The 15,318-nt window shown below is 57.5% G+C and carries 16 protein-coding genes and 1 pseudogene; 10 read left to right on the top strand and 7 right to left on the bottom strand.

All coding sequences use genetic code 11. The features are described 5' to 3' along the window. Positions 1-6 precede the first annotated feature (6 nt). The 4 genes and pseudogenes from KHA73_RS02325 to KHA73_RS02310 all read left to right on the top strand — a co-directional run bounded on the left by KHA73_RS02325 (position 7) and on the right by KHA73_RS02310 (position 2,762). The gene (locus KHA73_RS02325; protein ID WP_234588183.1) at positions 7-1,743 is read left to right on the top strand and encodes an S-type pyocin domain-containing protein; all 1,737 of its coding nucleotides are present in this window, start codon (positions 7-9) and stop codon (positions 1,741-1,743) included. Continuing rightward, positions 1,740-2,012 (top strand): colicin immunity domain-containing protein, encoded by a 273-nt coding sequence (locus KHA73_RS02320; RefSeq protein ID WP_234588181.1) that lies wholly within the window; start codon positions 1,740-1,742, stop codon positions 2,010-2,012. The genes KHA73_RS02325 and KHA73_RS02320 overlap by 4 nt, the downstream gene beginning before the upstream one ends. Positions 2,013-2,104: 92 nt before the next feature. Next, positions 2,105-2,470: pseudogene (locus KHA73_RS02315) on the top strand (S-type pyocin domain-containing protein); the annotation flags it as partial. 16 nt (positions 2,471-2,486) lie between these two features. Next, positions 2,487-2,762 (top strand): hypothetical protein, encoded by a 276-nt coding sequence (locus tag KHA73_RS02310; protein ID WP_234588171.1) that lies wholly within the window; start codon positions 2,487-2,489, stop codon positions 2,760-2,762. Between the two features lie 169 nt (positions 2,763-2,931). Here the strand turns inward: KHA73_RS02310 and KHA73_RS02305 are convergent, their stop codons facing one another. Both KHA73_RS02305 and KHA73_RS02300 read right to left on the bottom strand, forming a co-directional pair. Further along, complete coding sequence (locus tag KHA73_RS02305) at positions 2,932-3,111, bottom strand: hypothetical protein (RefSeq protein WP_234588170.1); 180 nt, start codon at positions 3,109-3,111, stop codon at positions 2,932-2,934. Between the two features lies 1 nt (position 3,112). Then, positions 3,113-3,412 carry a hypothetical protein gene (locus KHA73_RS02300; protein WP_234588168.1) on the bottom strand — a complete coding sequence of 100 codons (300 nt, stop codon included), beginning with the start codon at positions 3,410-3,412 and terminating at the stop codon, positions 3,113-3,115. A gap of 34 nt (positions 3,413-3,446) precedes the next feature. On the opposite strand from KHA73_RS02300, the gene KHA73_RS02295 reads away from it, so the two are divergent. The 3 genes from KHA73_RS02295 to yjiA all read left to right on the top strand — a co-directional run bounded on the left by KHA73_RS02295 (position 3,447) and on the right by yjiA (position 7,016). Continuing rightward, positions 3,447-5,627: a carbon starvation CstA family protein gene (locus KHA73_RS02295; RefSeq protein WP_234588158.1), complete on the top strand. Its 2,181-nt coding sequence runs from the start codon at positions 3,447-3,449 to the stop codon at positions 5,625-5,627. A gap of 199 nt (positions 5,628-5,826) precedes the next feature. Continuing rightward, positions 5,827-6,030 (top strand): YbdD/YjiX family protein, encoded by a 204-nt coding sequence (locus KHA73_RS02290; protein WP_004953088.1) that lies wholly within the window; start codon positions 5,827-5,829, stop codon positions 6,028-6,030. A gap of 23 nt (positions 6,031-6,053) precedes the next feature. Beyond that, on the top strand, positions 6,054-7,016 hold the full coding sequence (gene yjiA / locus KHA73_RS02285; RefSeq protein WP_234588156.1) for a GTPase: 963 nt from the start codon (positions 6,054-6,056) through the stop codon (positions 7,014-7,016). Here yjiA and KHA73_RS02280 read toward each other — a convergent pair. Beyond that, positions 6,958-8,163, bottom strand: coding sequence for an MFS transporter (locus KHA73_RS02280; protein ID WP_234588155.1), 1,206 nt, complete (start codon positions 8,161-8,163; stop codon positions 6,958-6,960). The genes yjiA and KHA73_RS02280 overlap by 59 nt on opposite strands. Positions 8,164-8,267: 104 nt before the next feature. Here KHA73_RS02280 and KHA73_RS02275 point away from each other — a divergent pair, with 104 nt between their 5' ends. After that, positions 8,268-9,035, top strand: a complete 768-nt coding sequence (locus KHA73_RS02275) for an AraC family transcriptional regulator (protein WP_234588154.1) — start codon at positions 8,268-8,270, stop codon at positions 9,033-9,035. On the opposite strand, the gene KHA73_RS02270 is transcribed toward KHA73_RS02275, so the two are convergent. Beyond that, entirely contained in the window at positions 9,032-10,066 is a 1,035-nt protein-coding gene (locus KHA73_RS02270) for a LacI family DNA-binding transcriptional regulator (RefSeq protein WP_234588152.1), read from the bottom strand. The genes KHA73_RS02275 and KHA73_RS02270 overlap by 4 nt on opposite strands. A 283-nt stretch (positions 10,067-10,349) precedes the next feature. Here KHA73_RS02270 and ascF point away from each other — a divergent pair, with 283 nt between their 5' ends. After that, entirely contained in the window at positions 10,350-11,792 is a 1,443-nt protein-coding gene (gene ascF, locus KHA73_RS02265; RefSeq protein WP_234588142.1) for a PTS cellobiose/arbutin/salicin transporter subunit IIBC, read from the top strand. A 150-nt stretch (positions 11,793-11,942) separates the two neighbouring features. Then, positions 11,943-13,373, top strand: a complete 1,431-nt coding sequence (locus KHA73_RS02260) for a 6-phospho-beta-glucosidase (RefSeq protein ID WP_234588141.1) — start codon at positions 11,943-11,945, stop codon at positions 13,371-13,373. A gap of 46 nt (positions 13,374-13,419) precedes the next feature. On the opposite strand, the gene KHA73_RS02255 is transcribed toward KHA73_RS02260, so the two are convergent. Genes KHA73_RS02255 through KHA73_RS02245 form a run of 3 tightly spaced genes read right to left on the bottom strand, consistent with a single transcriptional unit; the run spans position 13,420 to position 14,825 of the window. Then, entirely contained in the window at positions 13,420-13,839 is a 420-nt protein-coding gene (locus tag KHA73_RS02255) for a putative T6SS immunity periplasmic lipoprotein (protein WP_234588139.1), read from the bottom strand. 13 nt (positions 13,840-13,852) lie between these two features. Beyond that, on the bottom strand, positions 13,853-14,278 hold the full coding sequence (locus KHA73_RS02250) for a putative T6SS immunity periplasmic lipoprotein (RefSeq protein WP_234588138.1): 426 nt from the start codon (positions 14,276-14,278) through the stop codon (positions 13,853-13,855). Between the two features lie 10 nt (positions 14,279-14,288). After that, positions 14,289-14,825, bottom strand: coding sequence for a type IV secretion protein Rhs (locus KHA73_RS02245; protein WP_234588136.1), 537 nt, complete (start codon positions 14,823-14,825; stop codon positions 14,289-14,291). Positions 14,826-15,318 lie beyond the last annotated feature (493 nt).

Genomic DNA, 15,318 nt, shown 5'->3' with positions numbered 1-15,318 from the left:
CGTGTTTTGAGTTCCCTGGTCAAATCATCGCCTACCACCCACACTCCCGGCAGCACAAAAACTGAGGCGCAGATAAAAACGGAAAACCATATTTCCGGTGGCAGCTGGGCCGGCGACGGGCCTATCGACGGGACGCTTATCAATGCGGCGATTGGCGATGCGGTAAGGCAATCCCTTCCCACGAGCACGCTCGCCGCGACGTCCACACCAACGTATAAGGTAATGCGCAATGCGTTTGACAAACAGCCTCTCGATAAGCAACCGTCATCCCAAAAGCAAATCGTTGACGCCTGGCAAAAATCGCATAACCTGATGCCTGATACGGTCACAACGCGGTATGAAACCGGGGGCAGCAACAATAATCGCACGGTGATAAAAACCTTGCCCAATGAGGCAAAACAAACGCAGGCCAAAGCGGTTGTCCAGGTCACCGACGATATTCAAAACGCGCTAAGCAAGCATCAGGCTGCTGATGCTGCAGCTAAGGCGGAGGCTGCTCGTAAGGCCGAAGAAGCCCGCAAGGCCGAGGAAGCCCGCAAGGCCGAGGAAGCCCGCAAGGCCGAGGAAGCCCGCAAGGCCGAGGAAGCCCGCAAGGCCGAAGAAGCCAGGAAAGCCCTGTTCGGCAAGGTGGGTTTGCTGGACACCCCGGCGTACACGCCCGAAAAAGCCCGAGCGGCCACGGCCGTACTGTCGGCCGCAGGCGCCATGGTGCTCAATCGTGCTCCAGGGGTACTTCAGATGTCGACGCTTGGACAAGGCGTGATGACGACCTCGAGCGAACTGGCCGGTTGGGCCTCGAGCGCATTGTGGCGGGGAGCCAGTGAGGTGGGCAGTATCCGAGCCGGTACCGCAGTCGCGGCAGGGGCGGTGCTCGGTGCATTTGCACTCGGCTTCTACCCGACTGAAGCCGGAGCAGGAAGTGCCCAGGTTCCAGGCCGGGATGTCAATCTGTTTGCCCTGCAGGCGAGCCTGGCGGCAGGTACGACGACAATCCAGCCCGGCATGACCTCGGTCAATTTGCCGGTACGCGGGTTTATCACCACTGACGATAATGGCAGTCAGCGTGTAAACTTTGTCAGAACCGGCGTTGGCGGTGTGTCGCCGGGCGTGCCAATATTCAGAACGGTGCGTGACGAACAGACGGGACTGGATACAATCACGTTGCCGGCCATCGGAGACGTGCCTGCGCGGACGATACTTATAAATCCGGTGCCAACCGGGCCGGCAGCGCCATCACATACCGGCAACGGTTCACCGGTGCCCGCGTCGCCCGTGCATACCGGCACCGATGTCAGGCAGGCGGACAGTATCGTGGTCACGACCTTCCCGGCGGATGTGGTGCAGGATTTGCAGGACTTTATCCTGTGGCAGCCGGATGCGACGGAGGCGGGCGTAGAAGCCATCTATGTGATGGTGAGCGATCCTTTAGATTCGGGTCGTTTTACCCGGAAACAATTGGATAAAAAGTATCTTAAGCATGCTAGTGATTTTGGTATCAATGATACGAAGAAAAATCGTGAAACATTGACTAAATTTCGTGATGCTCTAGAGGCACACTTAGAGGATAAAGGTACAGTAGAAAAAGGCACTTATTTACTGGTTGAAGATTCCAAGGTCTTTTTTAATTACAAAACCAATAAAGTGGTTGTTACTAGTAAAGATGGTTCGTTTATTTCTGGGTGGAAACTAGATGTAAACAGCCAGCAGTATAAAAATTATATAGAGAAAGGAATACTGAGATGAGTAAAAAATTAACTGATTTAGCAAAAGAATTTGTCAGTTCAAGTATTGACGCAAACAAATTTGCTGATCCATATATTTCAATGTGGAAAGCAGAGAGAGATATGGGAAAATTATCAATCGATGGTAAAGACGTAGATGAAGCATCGTCTACTATTTTCTGTTTAGCTGACTGTTATAATCCTGATTCCGATCGTGAAAATTATGAGCTAGACGAGGCCGGATTAAGAAAGGAAGTAAAAGCAACGCTAGAAAAATTCAAGCTGCTTTAATCTACTGTTTTTTCTGAAAATTACGTTTCGAGTAACGTCCAACAAACGAGGGTTTGCTGGACATTTTCTTTGGTAATGGGATCTGAGGGCCAAAGGCTGGCGGCCCCATCCAGAATCTGGACTGGAAAGGCGCCAGTATTGACCGCGCCGACGTGGACAAGGTGAAACTGCATACCGGGCGGTTTGGCGAATCCCCCGATAACAAAGTGATGATCGACCGTCTGGAGAAAATCCTAACGGGGGAACTGCAGCCCACCGATATCGACAAACGTTTTTATACTCACGAAATCAGGGAGCTGGAACGTTATCGTGCACTGGGTGTATCTGACGGAGTGTCTCCTGAGGATGACGGTGCTACTTGGAATAACACCCATACAGCGACGTTGGAAGACTACAAATTAAGTAGCGACCGCTCTCTGCTATACACTCCAGAAGCACTAAAAGCCGGTGATGAATAAATTTAGAGGAAGAATTATGATTGATTTCAAATCGATGTTTGAAAATGAACAAATCCAGGAGATAGTTTTATTCCTATCTGGGCGAAGAGATGATGGGGTATCACACCCTCAATTAGATGGTTACTGCACCACGCATGGAAATAGTCGCATATCAAATATTGAACTTATTTCTTTAGTGAAAAATATGCGCGAAAAAGGCTATATTTCATCTAATGGAAAAGGTGGTTATAAAAAAGGCCCGAACTGGAAAGCCCCCGCATTCGTAACCGAGAAAAAATACGGTATCGAATAACCGCGGCACTTTCCGATAAGTGCGTTTTAAACAACGTCCAGCAAACGAGGGTTTGTTGGACGTTGTTCCTTGTGGCGTTCTCTCCCAACACTTTGATATTCATTGTCTTTTTAATCCACCCCATTATCTACGTTCGATTATATTGATTTTTAACGTGATAAAGGGACACTCATACCATGCTGATTGGATAGATCTTAAGATGTTGCTCTGCAGCCTCCACCACCGCCGGGCTATCCAGCTGGTTCTGCAGATTTGCCTTGAGCGCGGCGAAAGTGTCCGTCGGCAGCTTGAGGCACAGGGTCGGCAACAGCAGGCCGCTTTCCGGCACAGACATCAAGACGTACTTCATCTCACCTCCATTCCGCCCTGAAATGAATGCATAGCAGGGTGCCCATAGTTGATTCGTGGAGCCGCATGCGTTGCTTTTCGCATACCCAACTGGCGTGCCTGGCGCCAGGGTAGTTAATGACGCAATCTTCAGCAAACCGCTCACCGCGCATTTGCAACCGTTCACCCGGCGGATTGAACCGCTGACTGAAATTCGCATGTCTTCCCTGCACGCCGCCGGCGATGATGAGCTGTCGCTGAACCAAACCCGCGACCGACATCCGCACCAAATCCTGAAACATCTTATAAGCGGATGAACTCATTCATTTTTTGCAGACTGGAATTAAGGATACCTCAATGAAACGAGAGGGGATTTTAAAGCACCTGCCCTGGATGCTGCTGGGGATACTCGGCGCCGCCTGCCTGGGCGTGGTGGCGCTGCGCCGCGGTGAAAGCATCAGCGCACTGTGGATCGTCGTCGCTTCGGTGGCGGTGTATCTGGTGGCCTACCGTTACTACAGCCTGTACATCGCCAGCAAGGTGATGAGGCTGGACGCCGGCCGCGCCACCCCGGCGGTGGTCAACAACGACGGCCTGAACTACGTGCCGACCAACAAGAACGTGCTGTTCGGCCACCACTTCGCCGCCATCGCCGGCGCCGGGCCGCTGGTGGGCCCGGTGCTGGCCGCACAGGTCGGCTACCTGCCCGGCACGCTGTGGCTGCTGGGCGGCGTGGTGCTGGCGGGGGCGGTGCAGGACTTTATGGTGCTGTTCATCTCCTCGCGCCGCAACGGCGCCTCGCTCGGCGAGATCATCAAAAAGGAAATGGGGCCGATACCGGGCACCATCGCGCTGTTCGGCTGCTTCCTGATCATGATCATCATCCTGGCGGTGCTGGCCCTTATCGTGGTGAAAGCGCTGGCGGAAAGCCCGTGGGGCGTGTTCACCGTTTGCTCCACCGTGCCGATCGCGCTGTTTATGGGCATCTACATGCGCTACCTGCGCCCCGGCCGGGTGGGCGAAGTGTCGGTTATCGGCATCGTGCTGCTGGTGGCTTCCATCTGGTTCGGCGGCGTGATCGCCCACGACCCGTTCTGGGGCCCGGCGCTGACCTTTAAAGACACCACCATTACCTTCACGCTGATCGGCTACGCGTTCGTCTCCGCCCTGCTGCCGGTATGGTTGATCCTGGCGCCGCGCGACTATCTGGCGACCTTCCTGAAAATCGGCGTGATCGTCGGGCTGGCGATCGGCATCGTTATCCTCAACCCAGAGCTGAAAATGCCGGCGGTGACGCAGTTCGTCGACGGCACCGGCCCGGTGTGGAAAGGCACGGTGTTCCCGTTCCTGTTTATCACCATCGCCTGCGGCGCGGTCTCCGGCTTCCATGCATTAATCGCTTCCGGCACCACGCCGAAGCTGCTGGCCAATGAAACCGACGCGCGCTTTATCGGCTACGGCGCGATGCTGATGGAATCCTTCGTCGCCATCATGGCGCTGGTGGCGGCCTCGATCATCGAGCCGGGCCTGTACTTCGCCATGAACACCCCGCCGGCGGCGCTGGGCATCACCATGCCGGACCTGCACCGGCTGGGCACCGAAGACGCGCCGATGATCATGGCCTCGCTGAAGGACGTGACCGCGCACGCGGCGGCGACCGTCAGCTCCTGGGGCTTCGTCATCAGCCCGGAACAGATCCTGCAAACCGCCACCGACATCGGCGAACCTTCGGTGCTGAACCGCGCCGGCGGCGCGCCAACGCTGGCGGTGGGCATCGCCCACGTGTTCCACCAGATAATCCCCGGCGCCAACATGGGCTTCTGGTACCACTTCGGCATTCTGTTCGAGGCGCTGTTCATCCTGACCGCCCTGGACGCCGGCACCCGCTCCGGCCGCTTTATGCTGCAGGATCTGCTGGGCAACTTCGTGCCCTTCCTGAAGAAAACCGACTCGCTGGTGGCCGGCATCGTCGGCACCGCCGGCTGCGTGGGGCTGTGGGGCTACCTGCTGTATCAAGGGGTGGTGGATCCGCTCGGCGGCGTGAAGAGCCTGTGGCCGCTGTTCGGCATTTCCAACCAGATGCTGGCCGCCGTGGCGCTGGTATTGGGCACCGTGGTGCTGATTAAGATGAAGCGCACCCAATACGTTTGGGTGACCCTGGTGCCGGCGGTGTGGCTGCTTATCTGCACCACCTACGCGCTGGGCCTGAAGCTGTTCAGCGACAACCCGCAGCTGGAAGGCTTCTTCTTCCTGGCCGGCGAGTATAAGCGCAAAATCGCCGAGGGCGGCGCCGAGCTGAGCGCGCAGCAGATAGCCAACATGAACCACATCGTGGTGAACAACTACACCAACGCCGGGCTGAGCATTCTGTTCCTGCTGGTGGTGTACAGCATCATCTTCTTCGGGGTGAAAACCGCCATGGCGGCGCACAAGAACCCGAAACGCACCGACCAGGAAACGCCATACGTGCCGGTGCCCAAAGAAACGCCCTCCAACGGCGTAACCGAGGGGGACGTCAAAGTTTCGCCGCAGCACTGATGGTGATTTAACGGATACCCTGCATATACCCTTCATCTTTCAAGTCGCAGGGGTGTTGGCTGCCTTCGCTCACCCCAGTCACTTGGTGGACCAAGCTCCTGGGGACTCGTTCAGTTGCCGCCTACCTGCAACTTGAAATCTATTGGGTATAATGAGATCTATTACGCAGGGTATTCTCTTCAATCAATAAGGACAGGCTATGTTCGGAAATCTCGGCCAGGCGGGTAAGTATCTCGGGCAGGCGGCGCGCATGTTGGTGGGCGTGCCCGACTACGATACCTACGTCCAGCACATGAAAGACAACCACCCGGACAAGCCGGTGATGACCTATAAAGAATTTTTCCGCGAACGCCAGCAGGCGCGCTACGGCGGCGACGGCAAAGGCGGCATGCGCTGCTGTTGATTTGCAGTGAATAAGGACCCGTAATGAAACCCATCGCAGTCACCATCCTGACCGGCTTTTTGGGCGCAGGCAAAACCACCCTGCTGCGCCATATCCTGAACGCCGACCACGGCTACCGGATTGCGGTCATCGAGAACGAGTTCGGCGAAGTGCCGATCGACAACGCGCTGATCGGCGACCGCGCCAGCCGCATCACCACCCTGAGCAACGGCTGCATCTGCTGCAGCAAATCCAACGAGCTGGCGGACGCGCTGCTGGATCTGCTGGACGGCGCAGACAGCGGCCAGTTGGCCTTCGATCGGCTGATCATCGAATGCACCGGCATGGCCGATCCCGGCCCGATCGCCCAGACCTTTTTCTCGCACCCGATCCTCTGCGAACGCTTCCTGCTGGACGGCATCATCACCCTGGTAGACGCGGCACACGCCGAGCAGCAGTTGAACCAGTTCAGCATCGCGCAGGCGCAGGTGGGCTACGCCGACCGCATTCTGCTGAGCAAAACCGACGTGGCGCCGGACTGCGAAGCGCTGATCCAGCGCCTGCAGCTGATGAACGCCCGCGCGCCGGTGCACAAGGTGACACACGGCGATATCGAGCTGGGCCTGCTGTTCGACATCGAAGGCTTTACGCTCAACGACCGGCTGAACCTGGCGCCACCCGCCCGGCTGTTCCGCCGCATTCCGCAGCCGCAGAACAACATCCGCTCGATCGTGGTGTACCACGACCGCCCGCTGGAGCTGATGCAAATTTCCGAGGTGATGGAAGGCCTGCTGCTGGAATACGCCGACAACCTGCTGCGCTATAAGGGCATTCTGTCTATCGAAGACGAGCCGCGTCGCCTGCTGTTCCAGGGCGTGCAGCGGCTGTATAACGCCGACTGGGACCGCGAGTGGCTGCCGGATGAGGAGCGCCGCAGTACGCTGGTGTTTATCGGCGTGGACTTGCCGGAGGAGGAGATCCGGGAGCGGATTGGCGGCTTGGGTTGAGTGCACATGCGGCACGGTTTTCGCCGCGTACCAGGGTCCACGCCAGCAGCAGTGCGCAGGCGCTGCTCGCCATCAGCACGATGCCCGGCCGCTGCGTCACCCCGGCCAGCACCAGCCCCGCCGCCAGCATCAGGTAATACATCAGGCCAAGGATTGCGCCCGCGGTGCCCATGCAATCCTTATAATTCCGCAGCGCCCGCGCCAGAATATTGGGGATCGCGATGCCGTAGGCCATCACCACCAGCATCATCGGCAGCACGAACCACAGCTCATCCTCCAACAGGAACACCAGGCCCCCGCCGAGCAGCGCCAATACGCAGGCCAGCATCAGCAGCGGCGTAAACAGCCACTGCCTGGCGATGAGAAATTTGTTGATTGCCGCGCCGATCCCGACGCCGGCGGCCAGTACCAACCCGCTATAGCCAAACCACTGCGGCGGAACGCCCAGCGCTTCAAACCGAAACGGCGCCAGCTGGTAATAGCTGAACATGCAGACGTTGAACAGGGCCACCAGCCATGCGCTGCGCCAGATATCGCCGTCTTTCGCCATTCTGCCAAACGTGCCGAAGAAAGCGCTTTTCCTCCCCTGCGCCGGGCGCGTTTCCGGCAGTTGCCATGCGGCATAGGCCAGCAGCAAGGCGGCCAACGCCGCCAGCCCGGCGAACACCCCCTGATAGCCCCAGTAATGGGTCAACAGGGCGCCGCTCAGCACCCCCACCGCGGGGCTGACCGCCATCGCAATCCCCATCACGGAAAACACCCGCGCCAGCGCATAGCCGTCGAACCGATCGCGAATGGCGGTCTGGGTGCCTACCGAGCCCACCGCCGCGCCAAACGCCGCCAGCACTCTGGCCGCCAACAGCAGGGTAAAGCCGCTGCTGAAGAGGGCGATGATCGACGCCAAAAGATACAGCGCCAGACCGGCCAAAATGGTGGGGCGCCGGCCGATCACGTCACACAACCGGCCCCAGATGACCACCCCGAAAGCAAAAGCGAAAAAGTAACAGGACAAGGTTTGCGCCGCGGCCTCCGCGCTGACGTGAAAACCTTCGGCAATGTGCGTGAGTGCCGGGCTATAGATTGTTTCCACAATCTGGGGAAACATCATCATCAGTGTCGCCAGGGTAAGGGTCAGTCTGCGTTGCATGGTACATCCCGTATCCACAAAGAAAGCAGGCCACAAAGTAGCACCTTCCCCGCCCCGGCCATTACAATATAAAAGACAAAAAACTTATAAAATCGGACAAACTTATGGCATGGCTCAGCGCACAGGACGAATTTGACCCCGATGCTATCGACAATAGCGTGTTAGGCATTGCGGCCGAGCTGGCGCAGCATGATTCCGGGCCGCACTGGCACCACATGGGGCAGCTGCTGTTCAGCCAGCGGGGCTGTATGCGCATCACGCTCAATGAAAGCATTTGCCTGCTGCCGCCGGCGCGCATTGCCTGGATCCCACCCAAGGTGGTGCACCGCGTTCAGGTTACCGGCGTGGCCGGTTATCGCTCGGTTTATCTCGACACCCGGCGCCACCCCGGCCTTTCGCCCCAGTTGGAAGTGCTTTCGGCCTCTTCTTTGCTGCGGGAAGTGCTGGAGCGGATCGCCCTCGCCGACTTCGCCACCCGGTGGGAAAGCGGCCCCAGCGCCAATATTCTTGCCGTATGCCTGGACGAAATACGGCATGCGCAGCGCGAGCCGACCTTGCTGCCGCTGCCCAAGGACCGCCGCCTACGGCAGCTGGCCGGCATGAAGGAGGTGCCGCCGCTCAATGAGCTGGCGCGCTACAGCGGCGCTTCGGAGAAGACCATCAGCCGCATCTTTCGCAAGGAGACCGGATTGAGCTACCAGCAGTGGCGCCAGCAATGGCGTTTGATCACAGCCATCGAGCTGCTGGCGGAGGGATGCGGCCTGTCCGATATCGCCGGTAAGCTTGAATTCTCCAGCGACAGCGCCTTCTCGACCTTCTTTAAAAATATGACCGGCAGCTCGCCGCGCGCCTACATGCCGAACCGCCGTTAACCGCGCGCCTTATCCGCCAGCCAGTGCGGCCCCGCCGCCACCGACTCGCGCTCGATCAGGCTGGCCGGGAAGCTGGGCCGCTTGCTCAGCTCGCCGCCGTCCAGCATCGACAGCAGGCGGTTGATGGTTTCCTTGATCATCTCGGTCACCGGCATTTTCATGCTGGACAGCGAGGGCACGGTATAGGGCGCCAGCGGGATGTCGTCGAAGCCGATGACCGACACCGCGGACGGCACCGGGATCCGGCATTCGGTCAGGCGCTTGATCGCGCCGATGGCCATTTCGTCGTTGCCGGCGACGATGGCGCTGAACGCCTGGCCGCCGGCCAACAGCGCATCGACCGCCGCCATGCCGCTTTGCGCGTTCCACTTGCCTTCGACAATCAACGCGTTGTTGAGCGCAATGCCCTGCTGAGCCAGCGCGGATTTATAGCCGGAAAGGCGCTCCAGCCCGGTGGGCGAATCCAGCGAGCCGGTGATAAAGGCGATATCGCGGTGGCCGCGCGCAATCAGGTGCGCCACCGCCGCCGCGCTGGCGGCGTGCTGATCGCTGAAGATGCAGTAGCTGTCGTTGAGCCGCAGGCGGCGGTTGATGACCAGTATCGGCTGCCGGTGCCGGGAAACGATCTCGTCCATTTCCGCGATCGACAAAAAGCGCGGGTAGATGATCACGCCGTCACAGCGCAGATCCAGCAGGAATTGAATCGCGGCGCGCTCCTCTTCGGCGGTGTGCTTGCCGTCCGCCAGGATCAGCTGGCGGCCGTTTTCTTCCATGATGCGCGCCGACTGCGCCATCAGCTCGCTGAAGTAGTTGCCGCTGTAGAGGGTGTTGGTGACCACCAGGCCGATGGTCTGGGTGGTTTTAGTCGCCAGATTGCGCGCCAGCAGGTTGGGCCGGTAGCCGGTCTCTGCGATGGCCCGATCCACCAGCGCACGCTTTTCCTGGCTGACATAGCCGCTGCCGGACAAAACGCGCGACACCGTCGCCTTTGAAACGCCGGCCTTTTTCGCCACCTCAAGTATTGTTGCCATCTGTGCGCCGCTAAAATCCATGGTTCAACGCAGTCTACCCAAGACGCCCCGGGTTTGAAACGTTTTCACTCCCGTCTTCCCCCTGACCCTATTCCCGCCAACGATCCAGATCACGAAAATGAAAACCAAAAAATCATAATTCTTGCCAGACAAATAATACCGATTCATGATTTTGTGAAACCGGTTTCTTATGGGCGTTTCATTCAGATGGAACGGCGGATCGCCCAGGCAGTAAAAATTCGCCTTTAGGCAATCCGAATTCCTGAAAAGAGACGACAACTTTATGCCGAAAAACTACGCAGAGATCTCGCGCCGCATCGTGCATGCGCTGGGCGGCCTCGGCAATATCGACGCCGTAACGCACTGCATGACCCGCCTGAGATTCGTTGTTAAAGACCAGGCGCTGGTAGACGCCCCCGCGCTGAAAGCCATCGACGGCGTGCTGGGCGTGGTGCACAGCGGCGAGCAGTGCCAGGTGATCATCGGCAACGAGGTTTCCAAGGCTTACCAGGCGGTGCAGGCGCTCGGCATGCCGGGTGCGGCGGCCCCCGCCGCCCCGGTAAAACGCCAGCTCACCCTGAAAGGCATCGGCGCCGGCATTCTCGACGCGCTGGTGGGCACCATGTCGCCGCTCATCCCCGCCATCATCGGCGGCTCTATGGTGAAGCTGCTGGCGATGATCCTGGACATGGCCGGGGTCTTCGAAAAAGGCTCCTCGACCCTGATCATCCTGAACGTGATCGGCGACGGCGCGTTCTTCTTCCTGCCGGTGATGGTCGCCGCCTCTGCGGCGCTGAAGTTCAAAACCAACATGTCGTTGGCGATCGCCATCGCCGGGGTGCTGGTGCACCCTAACTTTATCGATCTGATGGCCAAGGCGGCGCAGGGCCAGGCGGTGGAGTTCGCCTTCATCCCGGTGACGGCGGTGAAATACACCTACACGGTGATCCCGGCGCTGGTGATGACCTGGATCCTGTCGCACATCGAACGCGGGGTCGATCGCATCACCCCGGCGGTGACCAAGAACTTCCTCAAGCCGATGCTGATCGTGCTGATTGCCGCGCCGATCGCCATCCTGATTATCGGCCCGCTCGGCATCTGGATCGGCAGCGGCATCTCTGCGCTGGTGTATACCGTGCACGGCTACCTGGGCTGGCTCTCCGTCGCCATTATGGGGGCGATTTGGCCGCTGCTGGTGATCACCGGCATGCACCGGGTGTTCACCCCGACCATCATCCAGACCATCGCCGAAACCGGCAAAGAGGGCATGGTGATGCCTTCGGAGATTGGCGCCAACCTGTCGCTCGGCGGCTCTTCGCTGGCGGTGGCGTTCAAAACCAAAAACCGCGAGCTGCGCCAGACCGCATTGGCCGCCGCCGCCTCCGCCATAGTGGCGGGGATCTCCGAACCGGCGCTGTACGGCGTGGCGGTGCGGCTGAAACGCCCGCTGATCGCCAGCCTGATCAGCGGCTTTGTCTGCGGCGCGGTCGCCGGCATCGGCGGGCTGGCCAGCCATTCGATGGCCTCGCCCGGGTTGTTCACCAGCGTGCAGTTCTTCGACCCGGCCAACCCGATGAGCATGGTGTGGGTGGTGGCGGTGATGGCGCTTTCCGTGGTGCTGTCTTTCGTACTCACGCTGATTTTGGGCTTCGAAGACATTCCGGAAAGCGAAGCGGCCCCAACGACCACCGCACCGGCGGCGAATACCGCCAACGCGACCCATTAACGCACTATTTTTTACCCTAAATAATTGGAGTTGCATCAAGGCGGCAAGGCCGTATATCCCCAGGAGCTTAGTCAGCTAAGTGACTGAGGTGTGCGGGCGCAGCCAACACAGAGGCAGCTTCAAGTATGACGGGTAATTATTGAGGATTGCATGTCTGATTCAACATTCCCGCAAGGGTTCTTATGGGGCGGCGCACTGGCCGCCAACCAGGCGGAAGGCGGCTATCGCGAGGGCGGCAAAGGGCTGACCACCGTCGATATGATCCCGCACGGCGCCAACCGCATGGCGGTCAAACTCGGCCTGGAGAAGCGCTTTAGCCTGCGCGACGACGAGTTCTACCCCAGCCACGACGCCATCGATTTCTACCACCGCTACCGCGACGACATCGCGCTGATGGCGGAGATGGGCTTTAGCGTGTTCCGCACCTCCATCGCCTGGAGCCGGATTTACCCCAACGGCGACGAGCTAACGCCCAACCCCGAGGGCATCGCCTTCTACCGCAGCCTGTTCGAAGAGTGCCGCAAATACGGCATCGAACCGCTGGTGACCCTGTGCCACTTCGACGTGCCGATGCACCTGGTGACCGAATACGGCTCCTGGCGCAGCCGCAAGATGGTGGAGTTTTTCACCCGCTATGCCCGCACCTGCTTCAAAGCCTTCGACGGGTTGGTGAAATACTGGCTGACCTTCAACGAAATCAACATCCTGCTGCACAGCCCGTTTTCCGGCGCCGGGCTGGTGTTCGAAGTGGGCGAAAACCCCGAGCAGGTGAAATACCAGGCCGCGCACCACGAGCTGGTGGCCAGCGCGCTGGCGACGCGCATCGCCCATGAGGTGAACCCCGCCAACCAGGTGGGCTGCATGCTGGCCGGCGGCAATTTCTACCCCTGGTCCAGCAAGCCGGAAGACGTGTGGGCCGCGCTGGAGAAAGACCGCGAGAACCTGTTCTTTATCGACGTGCAGGCCCGAGGCGCTTACCCCTCTTACTCCGCCAGGGTGTTCCGCGAAAAAGGCGTGCGCATCGCCATGGAGCCGGAAGACGCCGAGATCCTGCAGAACACCGTCGATTTCGTCTCCTTCAGCTATTACGCCTCGCGCTGCGCCTCCGCCGACATGAACGACAACAACAGCAGCGCCGCCAACGTGGTGAAATCGCTGGCGAACCCGCACGTACCGCGCAGCGACTGGGGCTGGGGCATCGATCCGCTGGGGCTGCGCATCACCATGAACATGATGTACGACCGCTACCAAAAACCGCTGTTCCTGGTGGAAAACGGCCTGGGCGCGCACGACCAGATCAACGCCAACGGCGAGATAGAAGACGACTACCGCATCAGCTACCTGCGCGAACACATCCGCGCCATGGCCGACGCCATCGCCGACGGCGTGCCGGTGATCGGTTACACCACCTGGGGCTGCATCGACCTGGTGGCCGCCTCGACCGGCGAAATGAGCAAGCGCTACGGCTTTGTGTACGTCGACCGCGACGACCAGGGCAACGGCACCCTCGCCCGCACCCGCAAGAAATCCTTCTGGTGGTACAAAAAGGTGATTGCCAGCAATGGGGTGGATTTGGGGTAGGTTGGCTTTGCCCCCAGGGCCTGAGAACTTCGGGCGCCTGGGGGGGTTAGTGTGGGATTGGGAGAGTTTGTATCTGCAACGACCCGTTTATGTGCGCGACCGAGAATGTGGTTACGAACTCACGCGCAGAGGGAAAATCCCCCGCCTGCAGCTTTTTAGGGGATAGCAGTTTCACGGAGAAATGATATTGCTGCCCTGGAGCAAATACGTAGCCTTCGTCAGGGACGCACTGACCCGCCGTGATATCACGCAGCGGGTCGAAGAATTTGAATGTGCGGCTCTGAGCCTCATCCAATCGGTAGATCGAGATGCCCGCTAACCTTTCGTCCCCTTCCGGCATCACAGTCACGCACAGGGCGCCAGCACGCAGGCTGACTGTTGCGGGGTAGTCTACAGGAATACGATCGGCCATCGACGGACAGCCAGCGAGTAGGAAAGGGATGGCGAGGGGGAAAATCCGTTTCATTATTACCCCTGCGCTACCTGCTGCCCTGTACGACGTTTTCAATAACGTAAGTACCATTGAGCTTTTTCACTTTGAAGTGAGATATAAAGGCTCTACCGGAAACATCCTGCAGATTCCTGCGCTTCTCTACCGGGACAAAATTTAGTCTCATGCTATAGAGATGATTTTCCTGAAACGTGTAATCATTTGGGGTAACGCAGATACCCTTTTTCAGATCCTGATTCGCCACTTCAATCAGTTTCTCCCCCGTATCACCGCTGATATAAAGCGTATCCTGCTTTTCGTTTTCCTTTGGCGATGGGTAAATACAGATATCACCATTATCTTTAGCCTGGGCTGTTATAGAGATATCCGGCGCATAACGCTGGTCCAGACGATCGCCTACGCAGGCGCTTAACAGAGTTACGCCAACAACGACACACAAAAGCTTATCCTTCATGACCCCTCCTCTATCTGTAAGGAAAACCGGCTAATACTTTTCCATATTTTTCTTTTACTTTTCTCACATCGGCATAGTCATTGCCGCTATAAGTCACTTCCTTCCCGAAGCTATTTCTCCAGACAGCATACCCTGAAGAGGTCAGTAAATGATAATCTGCAATGATTTGAGCCTGTTGCTCCATAGAATAATGCTTTAAGGTTTTTGATTCATCAAGTTCGTAAGTGTAGTTTGCAAGCCAGCTATAAAGGCCACGTGCTTTTACCCACATCCCGCGCTGGTACTGCCATACATGAGCCATTTCATGGATAAAGAGATGCTTATAACTGTAGTCCTGTTTTGAAAAATCTGGTGTGTACCAGTCTCGAAAATATAGTTCACCGTTAGGTGACATGGCCGTATTACGATTTTGCAGGCCGAATGGAAGATAGCTGCCATGATGGATCCAAATTTTCCCATAGATAATTGAGCCACCGAACACTGTCCTTGCGAGGCCAATCTCACCAGGGGTAAGTAGCCTTAACGTTCCTTCTTCTTGCGCCATCATTACGTTCCCTCTTCATCACAACAATAGAATATGTCTCACCCGTATGTTAACGGAACTCTTCACTCTAGCACTTTCGAGATATGCTTACAAAATGATAAAACGCACCTTTAACCATAAAATAGAAAATCAATTAAATAAAATTAAAATATTATATTGGTTCGATAAATAATTAATGGTGATGTATAACCAAATAATTGAGATCTGTATTCCAGTCCTAAAAGTAAATCAACTGTAATTCCATACAGCTTATTCTTTCATTCTATCGATAACGTTATAGTTTTCTTGCTGCGGCAAAATCCGCAGCCGGAGTTAGCGTTCCGAATCTGACATAATACAGTGGCGTTGTGTAATAATGCCGCAGCTTTAGCTTACCTCAAATTATGGTAGCTCAGGCGGGGGCTTCGCAAGAAGCGCTGGTTCCTATGTCCCGGTGACGCTAACCCCATCTGAGCTACCACCCGAGTTTAGCGTCTCTGGTGATAGTCATTATCCA

Origin of the sequence: Serratia entomophila, assembly GCF_021462285.1 — a bacterium.
Taxonomy (GTDB): Bacteria; Pseudomonadota; Gammaproteobacteria; order Enterobacterales; family Enterobacteriaceae; genus Serratia; species Serratia entomophila.
This window is presented reverse-complemented; position numbering and strand designations above follow the sequence as displayed.